Origin of the sequence: Streptomyces pimonensis (genome assembly GCF_041380215.1) — a bacterium.
Lineage (GTDB): Bacteria > Actinomycetota > Actinomycetes > Streptomycetales > Streptomycetaceae > Streptomyces > Streptomyces pimonensis.
The window spans coordinates 25004-44025 of the sequence record NZ_JAHWZY010000047.1 but is presented as its reverse complement, the minus strand read 5'-3'; the positions used below and the strand labels follow the sequence as shown (position 1 = coordinate 44025).

Here is a 19022-nt window from a genome sequence, read left to right as displayed (position 1 = left end):
CCCAGACCAGTCCGCCCGCCGTCCGGGTCAGCCGCAGCCGCAGGGCGTCGTGATGGTCCAGCAGCGCCTGCACCGCCGCCGTCAGCCGCTCCTCCCCCAGCCCGGCCGGGACCTGGAGCAGCACCGACTGGTGGAAGGCGTCGACGGGTCCGCGGCGCTCGCGCAGCCTGTGGACGATCGGGGTGAGTTCGACGGGTCCCGTCCCGTCGTCCTCGGCGCGGACGTCGGGCCGGTCGTCCGCGCGCCCGCTGATCCGGGCGAGTTCGGCCACCGTCTGGTGGGTGAAGACGTCGCGCGGGGTGAGGACCAGACCGGCCCGCCGTGCCCGGCTGACCAGCTGGATCGACATGATGCTGTCCCCGCCCAGCGCGAAGAACCCGTCGTCCCTCCCCACGCTCCCGGCACCGACCCCGAGCAGTTCGGCGAAGATGCGGCAGAGGATCTCCTCGGCCGGGGTGCGCGGCGTGCGTCCTCCGTCCGCCGTGCCGGCGGGGTCGGGCACGGGCAGGGCCGCGCGGTCCAGCTTGCCGTTGGGGGTGACGGGGAGGGCGTCGAGCACCACGATCTCGGCGGGGACCAGGTACTCGGGCAGGGTGTCGGCGGCCCGGCGGCGCACCTGTGCGCCGTCCAGGGTGCGGCCCCGCTCGGGCACGACGTAGCCGACCAGGCGCCGGCCGCCAAAGGGAGCGTCGTGGGGCACGACCGCTGCGGTGCTCACCCCCTCCTGCTCGCCGAGTGCGGCCGCGGCCTCACCCGGCTCGACGCGCACACCGCCGACCTTGACCTGGTCGTCGACACGGCCCAGGTACTCCAGTTCGCCGTTGCCCGTCCAGCGGGCGAGGTCGCCGCTGCGGTACATCCGGGCGCCGGGCGGGCCGAAGGGGTCGGCGACGAAGCTCTCCGCCGTGGCGCCCGGGCGGCCCAGGTAGCCGCGGGCCAGCTGGGCGCCGGCGATCCACAGCTCGCCGGAGGCGCCCGGCGGCACCGGCTCCAGGGCCGCGTCGAGGACGTACAGGCGAGTGTTGGCGACCGGGCGGCCGAGCGGCGGCGGGCCCTCGGGGTCCGCGGGGCAGCGCCACCAGGTGACGTCGATGGTGGCCTCGGTGGGACCGTACTGGTTGAACAGGGCCACGCCCGAGACGCCGAGCACGTCGTGGAAGCGCCGTACGAGGTCGGCGGGCAGGGCCTCGCCGCCAGAGAACACCCGGCGCAGCCCGGTGCAGCCGACGGCGGCCGGCTGGTCCAGGAAGGCGCGCAGGACGGTCGGCACGAAGTGCGCGGTGGTGACGGAGCGGTCCCGTATCAGCTCGGCGAGCCGGGCGGGGTCGCGGTGCGCCTCGGGCCCGGCGACGACCACGGCGGCGCCGGCGAGCACCGGCCAGAACAGCTCCCACACGGAGACGTCGAAGCCGGTGGAGGCCTTGTGCAGCACCCGGTCGTCGGACCGCAGACCGTACTGCTCCTGCATGCCCCACAGGCGGTTGACGACGGCCCGGTGCGGGACGGCGACGCCCTTGGGGCGCCCCGTCGAGCCGGAGGTGTGGATGACGTAGGCGGCGCTGTCGGGGTGCGGCGCCGCGAACCCGGCGGAGGGCCCGCGGACGTCCTGCGGTCCGGGGGGCCCGTCGAGCGGCAGGACCGGGGCCCGCACGGCGGAGGGCAGCAGACCGCGCGTCTCCTGAGCGGTCACCACGCACACCGGGTCGGTGTCGGCGAGCAGCAGGGCGATGCGTCCGGCCGGGAGGTCGGGGTCCACGGGCACGTACGCGGCACCGGTGCGCAGCACCGCGTGCAGGGCCACGGGCAGGCCGGTCGAGCGCGGGACGAGCACCGCGACGCGGCGCTCCGGCCGGGCCCCGAGCGCGCGCAGACGGCGGGCGAGGGCGTCGACGCGGGTGTCCAGCTGCGCGTAGGTGAGCCGGTCGGCCCCGCAGACGACGGCCTCGGCGTGCGGGGTGCGCGCGACGCGGTCGGCGAGGAGTTCGGGCACGGTGGCGGACGGGACGTGCATGGCGGTGTCGTTCCAGTCGGTGAGTACGCGTCGGCGTTCGTCGTCGGCGGTGGTGGCGGCCCGGGACACGGTGAGGTCCGGGTCGCCGGCGAAGGACTCCAGGAGCCGGGTCCAGCGCCGGGTGAGGAGCCGTACCGTCTCGGGGGTGAAGCGGTCCGCTCGGTATTCGACACGGCAGTCGATCCCGTCCGGAGCGCCCTCGGGGGTGCGGTGTTCGGCCGCGTTGAAGGAGAGGTCGAAGCGGGCGGTGGCGGCGCCGACGCGGATCGGCTCGGCAGTGAGACCGGGGAGCTCGACGGCGTCACGGGTGAGCTCGGGCTGGGCGGCCAGCATCACCTGGAACAGCGGGTTGCGGTCCAGTGAGCGGGGCACGCCCAGGTGGTCGACGAGACGGTCGAAGGGCACGTCCTGGTGGGCGTAGGCGGTGAGGTCGGTCTCCCTCACCCGCCGCAGCAGCTCGCGGAAGTCCGGGTCGCCGCTGGTGTCGGTGCGCAGGACGAGCGTGTTGACGAAACAGCCGACGAGGTCCTCCAGCACCTCGTCACCGCGCCCGGCCACGGCCGTGCCGAGCGGGATGTCCGTACCGGCGCCGAGGCGGGTCAGCAGCGCGGCGAGGGCGGCCTGGAGCGTCATGAAGACGGTGGCGGAGTGCTCGCGGGCCAGCTCCGTCAGGCGGGCGTGGAGCGGCGCCGGGATGCGGAAGAGGTACGAGCCTCCGGGTGCGGTGCCGGTGGTGTCACCGGGCGCGGCGGCGATGGGGTCCACGGGCAGGTCGATGCGGTCCGGCAGGTCCGCGAGCCGCTGCCGCCAGTACGCGAGCTGGCGGCCCGTCGGCCCGTCCGTGCCGTCGTCGGCGAGCAGGTCGTGCTGCCACAGGCTGTAGTCGGCGTACTGGACGGGCAGCGGAGCCCAGTCGGGCGCCCGCCCCCGCGTACGGCTGCGGTAGGCGGTGGACAAGTCGGCCGCCAGCGGTCCGAACGACCAGCCGTCGGCGGCGATGTGGTGCAGCACCAGTGCGAGGACGTGGTCGTCCTCCCCCAGTTCGAACAGGGCCGCCCGCAGTGGGATCTCGGCGGCCAGGTCGAAGGGCCGGCGGACGGTCCGCTCCAGTTCGGTGGTCAGGTCCGCCTCCGTGACGCGGACCACCTCCGGTTCCGGGCGGGCCCGCTCGGCGTCGGCGTCCAGGATCTCCTGGCGGGGACGGCCGTCGACGTCGGGGAAGACGGTGCGCAGCGCCTCGTGGCGGGCGGTCAGGTCGGCGAGCGCGAGGCGCAGCGCGGGGAGGTCGAGGGGGCCGCGCAGTCGCAGTGCCACCCGCATGTGGTAGCCGTCCGCGGCGCCCTCGGCGAAGCGGTGCAGGAACCACAGGCGGCGCTGGGCGGAGGACAGCGGGATGTCGTCGGGCCTGGTGCCGGCGGCGGGGCGGGGCCGGGGCGGGGCGCCTGCGGCGGCGGTGACGCGTTCGGCGAGTTCCGCGACCGTGGGGGCCTCGAAGACGGCGCGGACCGGCAGGTCGGCACCGAGCGTGTTGCGTATGTGGGCGACGAGACGGGTGGCGAGCAGCGAGTGTCCGCCCAGGTCGAAGAAGCTCTCGTCGATGCCGGTCCGGTCGGCGCCGAGGAGCCGTGCGTACAGGCCGCACAGCACTTCCTCGAGCGGTGTGCGCGCCTCGCGGCCGCCGTCCGCCGCGCAGCCGTCCGCGGCGCCGGGGTCGGGCAGGGCGCGTCGGTCGACCTTGCCGTTGGGGGTGAGCGGCAACCGGTCCAGGACGACGAACGCGGAGGGCACCATGTAGCCGGGCAGGCCGGCCGCGGCGTGGCGGCGCAGCTCGGCCGGGGCGGGGGCGTTCCCGGGCCCTGCCACGGCTCCGGTCCCGGTCTCCGGGACGACGTAGGCCACCAGTCGCAACTCGCCCTCGGGCGTGTCCCGGCGTGCGTCCGCGACGGCGCGGGCGACCGCCCCGTGGCTCTCCAGGACCGCCTCGATCTCGCCGAGTTCGACGCGGTGGCCGCGCACCTTGACCTGGTGGTCGGCGCGGCCGAGGTGGTCCAGGCGGCCGTCCGCGGTCCAGCGGGCCAGGTCGCCGGTGCGGTACATGCGGGTGCCGGGCCCGCCGTACGGGTCGGCGAGGAAGCGCTCGGCGGACGCGCCGGGTCGGCCCGCGTAGCCCCGGGTGACGCCGGGACCGGCCAGGTAGAGCTCGCCGGGTGTTCCGGCGGGGACCGGGCGCAGCCGGTGGTCCAGGACGTAGGCGCGGACGCCCGGGCGGGGGCGGCCGATCAGGAAGCGCCCGCCGGACCGCCGCGCCCCGGGCTCGCCCACCGCCTGGAAGGTGCTGCTCATGGTCGCCTCGGTGGGCCCGTACTGGTTGACGACCAGCGGGTTCCCGAGGGCGGCCGTCTGCTGGAGGTGGCTTTCGGTGAGCGCCTCGCCGCAGGTCATCACCGACCGCGGGGAGGGGCGTTCGCCGACGGGCAGCTGCGCCGCCTCCTCGTTCAGGGCGGCCAGCAGGGAGGGCACGACGGAGAGCAGCACGGTGACCCGGTGGCGGCACATGGCGCGGACGAGGGCGCGTGCGTCGTTGGCCTCGTCGGGCGGCACCATGACGACGCGTCCGCCGGCGGCCAGGGTGCCGAGGATGTCGCGCACCGAGGGGTCGAAGGAGACGGACGCCAGGTTGAGCACGGCGTCGTCGGGGCCGAGCCGGGCGATCCCGGACGTCAGGTACGAGAAGTAGGCGGCGACCCCCCGGTGCGGCACCACGACCGCCTTGGGCCGCCCGGTGGAACCCGAGGTGTGGATGACGTAGGCCGGGTGGTCGGGCCTCAGCGGCGCGGTGCGCTCGTCGTCGGCGGGGTCGCCGTCCGGCAGGGCGCGCAGCGCGTGTCCGGTGTCCGGGTCATCGAGCCGCACGGCGCCGGAGCGGACGTCCTCGGGGAGCGACGCGGCCGCCCCGGTGGTGGTCAGCACCGTCACCGGCCGGGCGTCGTCGAGCATGTACGCGATGCGGTCCGCCGGGTAGCCGGGGTCCACCGGGAGGTACGCCGCGCCGGCCTTGAGGACCGCCAGCAGGGCCACCACCAGGTCCGGGGAGCGGGGCACCGCGACGGCGACGGTCCGTTCGGGCCCGGCGCCCCGGGCGATGAGCAGGCGGGCGAGGCGGTTGGCGCGGGTGTGCAGTTCGCGGTGGGTGAGCCGTTCGTCCCCGAAGAGGACCGCCGGGGCGTCGGGGGCGGTGGCCGCCCGCTCCTCGAGGACGCCGGTGACGGTGCCGGCCGCCGCGGTCCCGTCCTGTGCCCCCTGCCAGGCGGTCGACAGGTGGCCGCGTTCGCGCGGGGTGAGGACCCCGGCGCGGCCCGCGGGCCGCTCCAGGCCCTCGCCGAGCTCCTCGAAGAGGCGCACCAGCCGGTCCATGAGCGTTTCGGCGGCGGCCCGGTCGTAGGCGGAGGTGTGGTGGCCGAGGGTGAGGTGCAGCCGCTCGCCGGGGGTGGCGAGCAGCCGCAGCGGGTAGCTCGTGGCCACTCCGCCGTCGACGGCGGAGACACGTATGCCGTCCGCCGGCCGGAACGCGTCCGGGTCCAGCGGGAAGTTGAGGAACACCACCATCGTGTCGGCGAGCGCTCCGGCACCGGTCTGCCGGAGGATCTCCGGCAGACCGAGGTGCTGGTGTGCGGCGAGACGGGACTGCTCGTCCTGCAGCCGGCGCAGAACGGCGGCCATCGGCCGCACCGGGTCGAGGCGCACCCGCACCGGAACGGTGCTGATGAACAGACCGATGACGGACTCCACGTCCTCGACGTCGGCCGGGCGGCCCGCGTGCGGGGCGTCGAGGACGACGTCGTCGCGGCCCGTCAGCGCGCCGATCAGGGTGGCCCACGCGCCCTGCACCAGGGTGGCGGGTGTCAGGCCGTGGCGGCGGCAGTGCGCGGTCAGGCGGGACGTCAGGTCCGGGGACAGCAGGCGCTCCACGGCCCCGTGCCCGGGCGCGTGCGCCGGGCCGCCGGTGGCGTCGTCCGCCCGGCTGCGGGTCACCGGCGCCACGAGGGTCGGTTCGGCGCCGTCGAGCGCCTGCCGCCATGCCTGCCGTGCCGCGTCCTTGTCCTGCCGGGCGAGCCAGGCCAGGTAGCGCTCGAACTGGGGCGGCGCCGGGGAGAGGGAGTCCGGCTCGGCGTAGGCGGTCAGCAGTTCGTTCAGCAGCAGCGGCTGCGACCAGCCGTCGAGCAGGATGTGGTGGTAGGTCACGATCATCGTGTACCGGTGCGGGGCCAGCCGGGCCAGCGCCACGCGCAGCAGCGGCGGCCGCGCCGGGTCGAACGGGGTCTGTCGCTCCGCGGTCCGCAGCTCGGCGAGCCGCGCCTCCCGCTCCGGCCCGTCGGCCGTGGACAGGTCCGTCTCCCGCCAGGGCGGTGCCGCCTCGCCGGAGACGATCTGCACCGGGCCCGCGTCCGCGTCGTGCACGAAGGCCGCCCGCAGGCTGCCGTGCCGGGCCAGCAGCCGGGTCCAGGCGGTGCGCAGCCGGACCGGGTCGAGAGGGCCGTCCAGCGTGAGCGCCAGCTGGACGGTGTAGTCGTCTTCCCGGGCCCGGGCGTCCTCCCCGTCCCGCGGAGCCTGCGCGGCGGCCAGGGACTCGAAGAGCAGCCCCTCCTGCAGCGGTGTCAGCGGGAGGATCGGCATGTCCGCCGGACCCGGGTACGGGGCGGTCAGCCGCTCCCGCACCGGCGCCGGTACCGGCAGCAGGGGTCCCTCGCACGCCCCCTGCGGCGGTCCGGTGACGTCGGTGTCCCCGGCCTCCCGCGCCAGGGGGGCGAGGGCCGCGACGGTGGGGTGCGCGAAGACGTCACGGACGGCCAGGTCGATGCCCGCCCGGCGTACGGCGCCCACCAGCCGCATGGCCAGCACGCTGTCGCCGCCCAGTGCGAAGAAACTGTCGTCGATGCCCACGTGCGGGACGCCCAGCAACTGGGCGAAGGCGGTGCACAGGGCCTGCTCGGTCGCGTCGCGCGGCGCCCGGCTGTCCGGTGCGGCCGCGAAGTCCGGCGCCGGAAGGGCGGCGCGGTCCAGTTTGCCGTTCGCGGTCAGCGGCAGCTCCGCCAGCACCACGAAGGCGGCGGGCACGAGGGCCTCCGGCAGGGCGCGTTCGGCGAGGGTCCGCAGTTCGGCCGGGAGCCCGGCGATCCTGCGGGCGAGGCCCGGGTCGTTGGTGTTCCGCGCCGAGGCGGGGACGGACTCCGCGGCGGGCCGGTAGGCGCACAGCACTTCACCGGTCGGGGAGTCCGAGGCGTCCGTGCGCCGGAAGACGGCGTCCACCGCGCCGGGGCCGGCCGCCGACGGTGCCACGGCCACGCGGTAGCCCAGTTCCTCGGCGAGGGCGTACAGGTCCTCGGGGTCCACCGCGCCGGGCACCGGGACGTCGTCCGCGAGGAGGCGCGCGGCACGGGCGGGTTCGGCGCCCTCGTCCAGCCGCCGGACCGCCAGGACCTGCCGGGCGGTGCGCTCGTCGGGGAGCCCCGGCACGCGCAGTCGCGCCGGGCGCGCCGTGGACAGGGTGTGCCGCAGTCCGTCCAGGTCCGTTCCGTCGCCGGCGGCGTCGCCGTCGGCCGGCGACGCCGCCGCCGGGGCCGTGTGCAGGACGACGTCGTAGCGGTAGCGGCTCAGTTCGTTGCGGTACCCGCCCCGCTTCACCTGGACGTCCGCGACGGCGAAGGGGCCGCCGGGGCCGGTCCGGCCGGTGAACCAGGCGGGGTCGACGAGGAGTTCGTTCTCGTTCAGCAGGGCCCGGCCTATGGACCGGCGCAGTGCCGCGGTGCCGGTGTGCCGGCCCGGGGGGAGGCGGACGAGGTGCTTCTCCGTCTCGAGGACGCGGGCGGCCCGCAGGTCCCGTACGTCACCGACGAAGACCCGCCCGCCGGGTGCCAGCAGCGGCACGACGGCGCGGATCACCCGGTCCAGGTAGCCGGCGTCCGGGAAGTACTGGATCACCGAGTTCAGCACGACGGTGTCGAAGAATCCGGTGGGCAGGCCCCCGGTGTCGTCCGCCGCCTGGTGACGCAGGGTGACACGGTCGGCGAGGTGGCCGGGCATCCGGTCACGCAGCGTGCCGACCACCGCGGCGGAGAAGTCGGTCGCCCAGTAGGTCTCGGTGTCCCCGGCGAGCCGCGACAGCAGCAGGCCCGCGCCGACGCCGATCTCCAGCAGGCGTACGGGACGCAGGGCGCGGATCCGCTCCACGGTCGCGTCGCGCCAGCGGCTCATCTCCCGGTGCGGGAGGGGCCGGCCGTCGTAGCTGCTGTCCCAGCTGGAGAAGTCGTCGCCGAAGGCGGGGGCTTCGTCGGTGGCGGACGGTGCGGACGGCCCTGGGGCGGCGGGCGCGTAGACCGACTCCCAGACGGCGTTCCACTCCCGCACCTGTGTCCGCTCGGATCCGGACGCGTCCGCGTCGCGCCCGTGGAGGGCCGGCACCACGTAGGCGGTGAGCTGCCGTCGGCCCGGCTCGTCCTCCCGGACGACCACTGCGGCCCGGCTCACCGCCGGGTGCCCGACGAGCGCGGCCTCGATCTCGGTGGGCTCGGCGCGCACCCCCCGGATCTTGATCTGGTGGTCGGTGCGGCCCAGGTACTCCAGCGTGCCGTCGCCGCGCCACCGCGCCAGGTCGCCGGTGCGGTACATGCGGCTGCCCGCGGGACCGAAGGGGTCGGCCACGAAGCGGAGCGCGGTCGTCCCGGGCAGGGCCGGGTAACCGCGGGCGAGCTGGCGCCCCGCCAGGTACAGCTCACCCGCGACGCCCGGGGCGACCGGCCGGAGCGCCGCGTCGAGCACGTACACCCGGGTGTTGTCCACCGGACCCCCGATGGGGACCGTGCCCGCCCCGGCGTGCGCCGCGGTGTCCGTCCCCGCCGGGACGCAACGCCACCGGGTGACGTCGATGGCCGCCTCGGTCGGCCCGTAGAGGTTGAACAGCGGAACGCCGAGGAGGCCGAGGCAGGCGTCGGCGAGTTCGGCCGTCAGCGCCTCGCCGCTGCAGATCACGCGCCGCAGCCCGGTCCCGGCCGCGACCGGCTCGTCGAGGGCGTCGAGGAACACCCGGAGCATCGACGGGACGAAGTGCACCGTCGTCACCCGGCGGGTCCCGACGACCGCCGCCAGGTACTCCGGGTCGCGGTGCCCGCCGGGGCGTGCCACCACCACCGTGGCGCCCGTGGTCAGCGGCCACAGCAGCTCCCACACGGACACGTCGAACCCGACGGGCGTCTTGTGCAGCACCCGGTCGTCGGCGGTCAGGGCGAACTCGCGCTGCATGCCCAGCACCCGGTTGGCGATGGCCTCGTGGGAGACGACGACGCCCTTCGGGCGGCCGGTCGAGCCCGAGGTGAAGATCATGTACGCGGCCGAGCCGGACGCCACGGGGACCGGCGAGGACAGGGCCGCGCCGTCACCGGCGGGTGTGCCGTCCCCGAGGAGCACCGTGTCCGGGCCGCCCAGGCGGGGGAACCGCTCGACGAAGCCGCGCGTGGTGAGGACGCAGGCCGGTGCCGCGTCGTCCAGCAGCAGCCCGATCCGCTCCGCCGGCAGGTCCGGGTCCACCGGCACGTACACCGCGCCCGCGCGCAGCACGGCGTGGACGGCGACGAGCAGGTCCGCCGAACGCGGCACGGCGACCGCCACGCGGGTCTCGGGCACGGCCCCGCGCTCGCGCAGCAGCGCCGCGAGCGCCGCCACCCGGGCGTCGAACTCGGCGTACGTCAGCTCCTCGGTGCCGTCCCCGCCGTCCCCGTACACCACGGCGGTCGCGTCGGGCGTGGCCGCGGTCTGTGCCGCGACCAGTTCGGGCACGGTGACGGGCGGCACCGGCACGGCGGTGTCGTTCCACTCCGTCAGCACCTGCCGCCGCTCCCCGGGGAGGAGCACGTCGACGGAGCCGACGGTCCGGACGGGGTCGGCGACCGGCCCCTGGAGCAGCCGCACCAGCCGTTCGCCCACGAGGGCGATGTCCTCCGGTGAGAAGGCGCCGGTCCGGTAGCCGAACCGCAGGCTGAGTCCGGCGGCCTCCGGCACCACCAGCAGGGTCAGCGCGTAGTGGGTGCCCGCGTGGACGTGCGGACCGGTGATGCCGAGGCCGGGGCCCGGCCGGAAGGCGGCCGGGTCGACGGGGAAGTTCTCGAAGGTCAGGACGGTGTCGAAGAGCCGGTCGAGCCCGGTCGGGCGGGTGATGTCCGGCAGGCCCAGGTGCGCGGCGGCCGTGAGGCGCGACTGCCGGCGCTGCATCCCGCGCAGGACGCCGAGCAGGTCGTCCGCCGGACGCAGCCGTACGCGCACGGGGACGGTGTCGACGAACAGTCCGACCATGGACTCGGACCCGTCGATCTCGGCGGGGCGGCTGGCGACGGTGGTGCCGAACACGACGTCGTCGCGCCCGGTCAGTCCGGCCAGGAGGAGGGCCCAGGCGCCCTGGACGACGGTGTTGAGGGTGAGGCCGTGCGCGGCGGCCAGGTCCCGCAGGGCCTCGGTGGTACGGGCCGGCAGGTCGACGGTGTACCGGCCCTGCGCCGGTCCCGCCGTTCCGGCGGCGTCCGGCACGAGGAGCGTCGGTGCGTCGAGCCCGTCGAGCGCGGCGCTCCACTCGGCGCGGGCCGCGTCACGGTCCTGCCTTCCGAGCCAGGACAGGTACGCGCGTGGCGGGGTCGCCGGCGGCAGGGGCTCGTCGTGGTACAGCGCGAACAGCTCACGGCCCAGCAGGGGCAGCGACCAGCCGTCGAGCAGCATGTGGTGGTGGGTGAAGAGCACGGTGTGCCGCTCGGGGGCGAGCCGCACCAGGGCGATCCGCAGCAGCGGGGGGCGCGCCAGGTCGAAGCGGCCGGCCCGCTCCTCGGCGGCGGTCTGCCGCAGTCGCCGGTCCCGTTCCCGGTCGTCGGTGTCCGTGGGCGGCTGTGCGAGGTCCACGTCGCGCCAGGGCAGCTCGACGTCGTCGAGCACCACCTGCGCCGGCACGTCGGCGGCGTCGGCGACGAACGCGGAGCGCAGCACGGGGTGCCGGCGCAGCAGGGCGTGCCAGGCCGCGCGCAGCCGGTGCCCGTCCAGCGGGCCCTCGACCGTGAAGCCGAGCTGCACGGTGTAGTCGTCGTCCCCGGCGGCCTGCGCGTCGTGCAGGGACTGGAACAGCAGGCCCTGTTGCACGGGGGTCAGTGGCAGGGCGTCGCAGAGCCGCGGGTAGCGGGCGCGCAGGCGCCGGAGTTCCGCCTCGGCGAACGGGGCGGCGGGCGAGGGCTCCGGCGCCGGGGAGGCGTCGCCCGTGGCGTCCTCCCGCGGGGCCGCGCGGGTGGCGAGGTCCGCCACGGTCGGGTGCTCGAACACGTCGCGCAGGGCGATGGTCAGCCCCTCGCGGCGTGCGGCGGCGACCAGACGCATCGCCGAGACGCTGTCGCCGCCGAGGGCGAAGAAGTCGTCGTCGATGCTCACGTCCGGTGCGTCGAGCAGGTCGGCGCAGAGCCGGCCGAGGGTCTCCTCGACCTCGTTCCGAGGCGTCCGGCCGCCCTCGCGGACGGCCGCCGCCGGCGCGGGCAGCGCGGCCCGGTCGAGCTTGCCGTTCGCCGTCAGGGGCAGCTCCGGGAGGGTCACGAAGGCGGCGGGCACCATGTACGGGGGGAGGCTCCGCGCCAGCGCCGCGGCCAGCTCGTGTCCGTCCGCCACCGGCTCCGTGCCCGGGACGAGGTACGCCGTCAGCTGCCGCCGGCCCGGCGTGTCCTCCCGGAGCACGACCGCGGCACGGTCAACGCCCGGCTGCCGCGCGAGCACGGCCTCGATCTCGCCCGGCTCGATGCGGTGTCCGCGCACCTTGACCTGCTGGTCCGCCCGGCCCGCGTAGGCGAGCCGGCCGTCCCGCGTCCACCGTACGAGGTCGCCGGTCCGGTACATGCGGGTGCCGGGGGCGCCGAAGGGGTCGGCCACGAAGCGCTCGGCCGTCGGGCCGGGCCGTCCCGCGTACCCGCGCGCCAGTCCGGCGCCGGCGATGTACAGCTCGCCCACCACGCCGGGCGGCACGGGCCGCGCCGCTGCGTCCAGCACGTACACCGCGGTGCCGGCGATCGGCCGTCCGATGGTGACCGTCGCCGCTTCGGCGTCCTCGGCCGACAGGCCGGCCGCGGTCGACCAGACCGTCGTCTCCGTAGGTCCGTAGACGTTGGTCACCGACGCGGCGGACGCGACGAGTTCGCGCGCCAGTGCGGCCGGCAGCGCCTCGCCGCCGACGAGGACCCGGACGCCCCCGAGGACGGGGGCGACCTCCGCGGACACCGCCTGCCACAGGCTCGGCGTCGCCTGCATCACCGAGACGCCCTCGGTCAGCAGCAGTCGCCGCAGCCGTGCCGGGTCGCGCGTCTCGTCGGGTCCGGCCACCACCACCGCGGCACCGGCCACCAGGGGCGCGAGCAGCTCCAGGTTGGCGATGTCGAAGCCCAGTGTGGTCACGGCGAGCAGACGGTCGCCGCCGCCGAGGCCGGCCCGCCCGGCCATGTCCAGCAGCAGGTTGGCGAGGCCCGACCGGGGGACGACCACGCCCTTGGGCCGTCCTGTCGACCCCGAGGTGAAGACGACGTACGCCGCGGCCGAACCGGGCACCGCGGCGGGCGGCGCCACGGCGTCGGCCTCCGCGGGGGCGTGGGCACGGGCATCGGCGGGGGCGGCGTCCCACGGCCCGTCGGCCAGCACGTGCCGCGGGCCCCGCGGCACCCGCCCGGCCAGCTCGGCCGTCGTCAGGACGACGGCCGGCCGTGCCTCGGCCACCATGAGCTCCAGCCGCTCCGCCGGGTGCGACAGGTCCAGCGGCAGATAGGCGGCGCCGGAACGCAGGCAGGCCAGCACACCGGTCACCAGGTCCACCGAGCGTGGCAGCGCCAGCGCCACGCGGTCCTCCGGTCCCACTCCGTGACCGGCCAGGACGCCGGCCAGCCGGGACGCCCGGCCGACCAGTTCGCCGTACGTCAGAGACGCTCCCTTGGCGGTCACCGCGACGGCGTCCGGGGTGCGGGCCGCCTGTGCCGCGACCAGCCGCCACGGGTCGCCCTCCGGGGCGCTTTCCAGGCCGCCCTCCGAAGAAGTCCTCGCCGGAGCGCCTTCCGCGTCGCTCCCCCCGGTGGGGGCGACATCGCCGGTGCCGCCGGACCAGCCTCCCAGCACGCGCCGGCGCTCGTCCTCGTCGAGCAGGTCACCGTGGCCGACCGGCCGCGCGGCGGCGTCGTCCCCCGCGGTGAGCCGCTCCAGCAGCCGCAGGAACCGCTCGTGGTGTCCGGCCAGTTCACCGGCCGAGTACAGCTCGGGGTTCCCGTCGACGACGACCTCGATCGCGCCGCGCTGCCCCGGGCGTCCGCCGTAGCAGGCGACCGACAGGTCGGCCACCGGCCCCACGGCCAGACTGCGCAGGGTGCCGTGGAGGCCGCCGAAGGCGAAGTCCTGGCCGAACGGCATGACGTTGACGACCGGCCCGTAGAGCCGGCCACCCGCGGAGAGGCCGAGGTCGCGGGCGAGGTCCGCCTCCGGATAGCGCTGGTGGCGCACCGCGTTCCTCATCTCGGCCGCGACCCGGGCGGTCAGCTCGCCGTACGTCAGGCCGGGGTCCACGCCCAGCCGCAGCGGGACGACGTTGGACACCATGCCGGGGACGGCCTCCGCGACGGAACCGACGCGCGCGGTGACCGGGAAGCCCAGCACCAGGTCGTCCGCCCCGGTCATCCGGTGCAGATAGGCGGCGACGCCCGCGATGAAGGCGGCCGGCCAGCTCGACCGGCCGCTCCGCGCGACCTTCCGCATCCCCGACTCGGTCCCGGTGCCCAGCCGTGAGGTCCGCCGGTGCACCGGGGCGGAAGGCGGCGCGGACCGCTCCGTCAGTCCGGTCGGCGCCGGCCGGCCGGCCATCCGTTCCAGCCAGTACGCCCGGTCGGCGCGGAAGTCGTCCGAGGCCCGGTAGGCCGCCTGCTCGTCCAGCAGTTCCCGGAGCGGCCGCAGGGCCCCCTCCGCGGGGTCGCGCCCCTCGCAGAGCGCGGTGTAGAGGGCCGCCGCGCGCCGTACGGCGATCCCGGCGCCGAACCCGTCGCTGATCAGATGGTGGATGCCCGAGTACCACCAGTGGCGCTGCTCGGCGACGCGGATCACCGCGCTCGTGAGGTTCGGCGGGTGGCCCTGGAGGCGCGGGCGGGCCATGTCGGCCTTCATCCAGGCGCGTGCCGCTGCCTCGGGGTCCTCCTCGGCCGACACGTCGACGAAGAGCTGCTCCCACGCACCGGTCGGCTCGACCCACTGGCGCAGTTCGCCCTCGTGCTCCCCGATCCGGACGCGGAACCCGTCGGCCTCGTCGAGGAAACGACGTGTCGCCTCGGCCAGCAGCGCGAGGTCGAGCGGGCCGGTGATGTCGACGTAGACGCCGAGGTTGTAGGCGCGGCTCTGCGGTGCCAGCTGCTGGCCGAACCAGATGCCCGACTGTCCGGGGGTGAGCGGCAGGCCACGAGGGTGGTCGTCTAGCACGTGCGTAACTCCCAGGCATACGGATGAACGGCGAGCGTGGCCCGGCCTCGGTGGGGACCGGGAAACCCCTGGTGACCACGGCGATCACCATGTCGGCCGACCCGGGGCAGCAATGATCACCTGTCACCTCGGTGTCTAGCACGGCAAGTTGACCGGACGGGATGCCCGCGCGCGGAAAATGATCTTCAGGTGAACTGTCCCCGCACCGGGCCGGACCTGCGCGGCGGTCGACTCCGTGCCGGGAACCGCGCGGTGCGCCGGTGACGCACGTCCGGCATTCACCCCGGCATCACGTACGGGCATCCCTCGTTCACCCGGCTGAACTTTCCCCCAACTGCGGTGACGTGGACGGTCCGGACCGGCATCCGCCGTCCGCGGCCGGATGCCATCATCGAGTCGTCGCGGCGCCTTCCCGGTTCCGCGTCCCCGGGCCCTCCGCCGGCACGCGCCGCGCTCCTCCCGACCCCTTCCCGGTGCTTTCCCGACCCCTCCTGCCGCGCCGTGCGGCGGCGACCCCCGAGGACCCTCATGGCGCAGTGCCGGCACCCCTCGATGAGCCCTGCCGAGACCCGCCGCGCCTTCCGCGCCCTGCTGCTCGGCCTCTTCGCCGGCCTGCTGGCCGGCACCGTGGTCGTCACCGCGCTGCCCCGCGTCGTCGCCGACCTGGACGGCAGTCAGGCCGCCTTCACCTGGGTCGTCGCCGCCACGACGGTCTCCTCCACGCTGAGTCTGCCGCTCTGGGGAAAGCTCGCCGACCTCGCGGACCGCAAGACGCTGATCCAGTGCTCGCTCGGTCTGTTCGCCCTCGGGTCGGCGTGGTGCGCGCTGGCCGGTGACGTCGGGCAGCTCATCGCGGGCCGGGCCGTGCAGGGGCTGGGAGCCGGCGGGGTGAACGCGCTGGTCCAGGTCGTCATGGGCACGCTGGTCCCGCCACGGGAGCGCGGCCGGTACAACGGCCGCATCACGCTGGTCATCACGGCCGGGACGGTCGCCGGTCCCCCGCTCGGCGGCCTCCTCGCCGACACCCCCGGGGTGGGCTGGCGCGGCTGCTTCCATCTGGGCGTGCTCCTCGCGGCCGGCGCCGGACTCACCCTCCACCGGACGCTGCGGCTGCCCGAGGCCGGTTCCGGGCGCGCGGCGCGCGGCTCCCACCTCGACTTCCGGGGCGCGGCCCTGCTCACCGCGGCGGTCGGTACGCTCCTCCTCGCCGTCACCCGGGCCGGTGACGGCGTCCCGTGGATGTCCTGGCAGGCCGCGGGAGCGGCCTGCGCCGTGCTCGTCCTGGTCGCCCTGTTCGTCCGTCGCGAGTCACGGGCCGCCGATCCGCTGGTGCCGTTGCGCCTGTTGCGCGACCGCACCGTCGCCCTGTCGGCGCTCGCCGGTTTCGCGGTCGGACCGGCGCTGTTCGCCGCCCCCGCCCTGCTGGGTCAGTACTTCCAGACCGCCCGGGCGCAGTCGCCGGCCGTGTCGGGCCTGCTGACCCTGCCGATGATCGTGGGTCTGCTGGTGGCCTCCGGCGTCGTCGGCCGCCTGATCGCCACGCGAGGCCGCTGGAAACACCTCCTGGCCGCCGGTGGACTGCTGCTCGTCCTCGGCTTCTCGCTCATGGGCACCGTGGAGGCGGAGACCCCGCTCCTGCTGGTGGGCGCCGCCCTGTTCACGGGAGGCGCGGGCATCGGCATCGTCTCGCAGAACCTCGTGCTGATCGCCCAGAACGCGGCGCCGCCGGACGGTCTGGGCGCCGCCACCACCTTGGTGGTCCTCTTCCGCAGCCTCGGCGGTGCACTCGGGCTCGCCGCACTCGGCTCCCTGCTGACCGCCCGCGTGGACGACCTGTCCTCCGCACACGCCGCGGTCGGCGCCGGGCTCGACGGCGGCCTGCCGGACCTGGGCACGCTGTCGCCCTCGGCCGTGGAGAGCGTCCGGGCGGTGTACGGACAGGCTTTCGGCGACGTGTTCGCCGCCGCCGTGCCCTTCGCCCTGCTCGCGCTGGCCGCCGTCCTGCTGATGCGGGAGACGCCCCTGCGCACCGCGCACGGGGAGCCCGGTCATGGGCCGGACCACACCCCGGAAGCAGGCGCCGCACCCCGTACGGGACCAGGACGCGGACCCGCGCGAGGGCCCGGACCAGAACCTGGTCCCTGACCCGCGCCCGCCCTGGTCCTGACTCTCCGTGGTCCGGCTTCGGGAGTCCGTCCGGAGGACGAGGACGGGAACAGGGACGGGGCGGCCGGCCGATCGTTCCGTGCAGGACGGGGGGACGGGAGAGGGCGGGGACCGCTGTGCGGGCCCCGCCCTCTGGGGGTGCGCTCCGGGCCGGCCGGTGCGCGGGTCAGACCACGACGGGGGGCTCGTCGCGCGTCTCCGCGGCCAGCTGCCGGTTCAGCTTCTCGCCCTCGATGTCGAGGTCGGGCAGGACCTTGTCGACGGGCCCCGGCAGCCACCAGGCGGCACGGCCGAGCAGTGACATCACCGCCGGTACCAGCGCCATGCGGACGACGAAGGCGTCGATGACCACGCCGACGGCGAGGGCGAACCCGATGGATCTGATGATCGGGTCGTCCATCAGGACGAAGCCTCCGAACACGGACGTCATGATGAGCGCGGCGGCCGTGACGACGCGGGCGTTGTGACCCATGCCGCTGACCATGGCCGTCTGCGGGTCGGCGCCGTGGACGAAGTCCTCGCGCATACGGGAGACGAGGAAGACCTCGTAGTCCATGGCGAGTCCGAACAGGATGCCGATGAGCAGGATCGGCAGGAAGCTCACCAGCGGACCGGGGGTGTCGACGCCCACCAGGCCGGCGAGGTGCCCCTCCTGGAAGATGGCGACGGTGATGCCGAAGGTCGCGCCCACGGTGAGCAGGAAGCCCAGGGCCGCCTTCAGCGGCACCAGGACCGACCGGAAGACCAGCATGAGCAGCAGGATGGACAGGCCCACCACCAAAAGCAGGTACACCGGCAGGGCGTCGGCGAGCTTCTCCGAGACGTCGATGCCCAGGGCGGTCGCGCCGGTGAGGGCGATGTCGGCGCCCTCGATGTCCGCGACCCGGTCGCGGATGTCGTGGACGGCGTCCTCGGTGGCGACGGCGGTGGGGCCGGCCTCGGGGATGATGGTCAGCAGGGCGGTGGTGCCCTGCTCGTTCAACTGCGGCGGGGCCACGGTCAGGATGCCTTCGGTGTCCTTGATGAGGGCGGTGGCCTTCTCCGCGGCCGCCCCGGTGGACTGCGCGTCCTCACCGTTGACGACGGCGACGAGACGGCCGTTGAAGCCCTCGCCGAAGCCCTCGGACGTCAGGTCGTACGCCTCGCGTGCCGGGGTGCCCTCGGCGGCGGTGCCCGCGTCCGGCAGGGCTATGCGCATGTCCTGGGCGGGGAGGGTGAGCGCGCCCAGGCCGAGGATGCCGGCGACCAGGAGCGGCACGCGCAGCTTGGTGACGAGTCGGCCCCAGACGAAACCGAAGCCTTCGGCGGCGGCGCCGTCCCTGGCGGCGTTCCCGTCCGCGTGGCGCTGCTTGCGCGGCAGGATCTTCCTGCCGGCGAAGGAGAGGAAGGCCGGCAGCAGGGTGAGGGCGACCAGCACGGCGACGGCGACGGTGCCCGCCGCGGCCAGACCCATCACGCTCAGGAAGGGGATGCCGACGACGGAGAGGCCGGCCAGGGCGATGACGACGGTGGCGCCGGCGAAGACGACGGCGGAACCGGCGGTGCCGGTCGCGCGGCCGGCGGCCTCCTCGGGCCGGAGGCCCTCGGCGAGGTACTGGCGGTAGCGGGAGGTGATGAAGAGCGAGTAGTCGATGCCGACGGCCAGGCCCAGCATCAGCGCCAGGACGGGGGCGGTGGAGGTCAGCTCGATGACGCTGGTCAGGGAGAAGAGACCGGCCATGCCGACCGCGACGCCGATCAGCGCGTTCAGCAGGGTCATGCCGGCGGCGACCAGCGAGCCGAAGGTGACGACCAGGACCACCGCGGCGACCAGGACGCCGAGCGCCTCGGTGGAGCCGATCTCCACCTCACCGCCCATGACCTCGCCGCCGTGCTCGACCCGCAGGCCCTCGGCGTCGGCGCCGACGGCCTCGTAGGCCGACTTCTGCTCGTCGGTGACCTCGTCGGCGGCCTTGTCGAACTGCACCTGGATCAGTGCGTAGCGGCCGTCCCGGGAGACGGAGCCGCTCCGGAACGGGTCCATGGCGGCGATGACGCCGTCGACCTCGGATGCTTCCTTCACCACGGGCGCCACCGCGGCGGGGTCCAGCTTCTCGCCCTCGGGCGCGGCCAGGACGATGGCCCCGGTGGCTCCGCCGGCCTGCGGGAACTGCCGGTCGAGGTCGTCCAGTGCCCGCTGGGACTCGGTGCCCGGCATGGAGAACTTGTCGCTGGTCGGGCCCATCAGGGTGGCGGCTCCGACACCCAGCAGGATCAGCAGGAGCAGCCAGACCGCGGCTATTCGGCCTCTTCTGCGGAAGGAGAACCGCCCGAGCCGGTACAGCAGAGTCGCCAT

3 protein-coding genes are annotated in these 19022 nt (G+C 75.5%); 1 reads left to right on the top strand and 2 read right to left on the bottom strand.

Features of this window, described 5'->3' with window-relative positions:
• Positions 1-14521, bottom strand: a 14521-nt coding sequence (locus KYY02_RS30150) for a non-ribosomal peptide synthetase (protein ID WP_371243502.1), incomplete at its 3' end; no start/stop codon positions are given.
• A gap of 528 nt (positions 14522-15049) precedes the next feature.
• On the opposite strand from KYY02_RS30150, the gene KYY02_RS30145 reads away from it, so the two are divergent.
• The gene (locus tag KYY02_RS30145) at positions 15050-16666 is read left to right on the top strand and encodes an MFS transporter (protein ID WP_371243500.1); all 1617 of its coding nucleotides are present in this window, start codon (positions 15050-15052) and stop codon (positions 16664-16666) included.
• Between the two features lie 187 nt (positions 16667-16853).
• On the opposite strand, the gene KYY02_RS30140 is transcribed toward KYY02_RS30145, so the two are convergent.
• Positions 16854-19022: an MMPL family transporter gene (locus KYY02_RS30140; protein ID WP_371243498.1), complete on the bottom strand. Its 2169-nt coding sequence runs from the start codon at positions 19020-19022 to the stop codon at positions 16854-16856.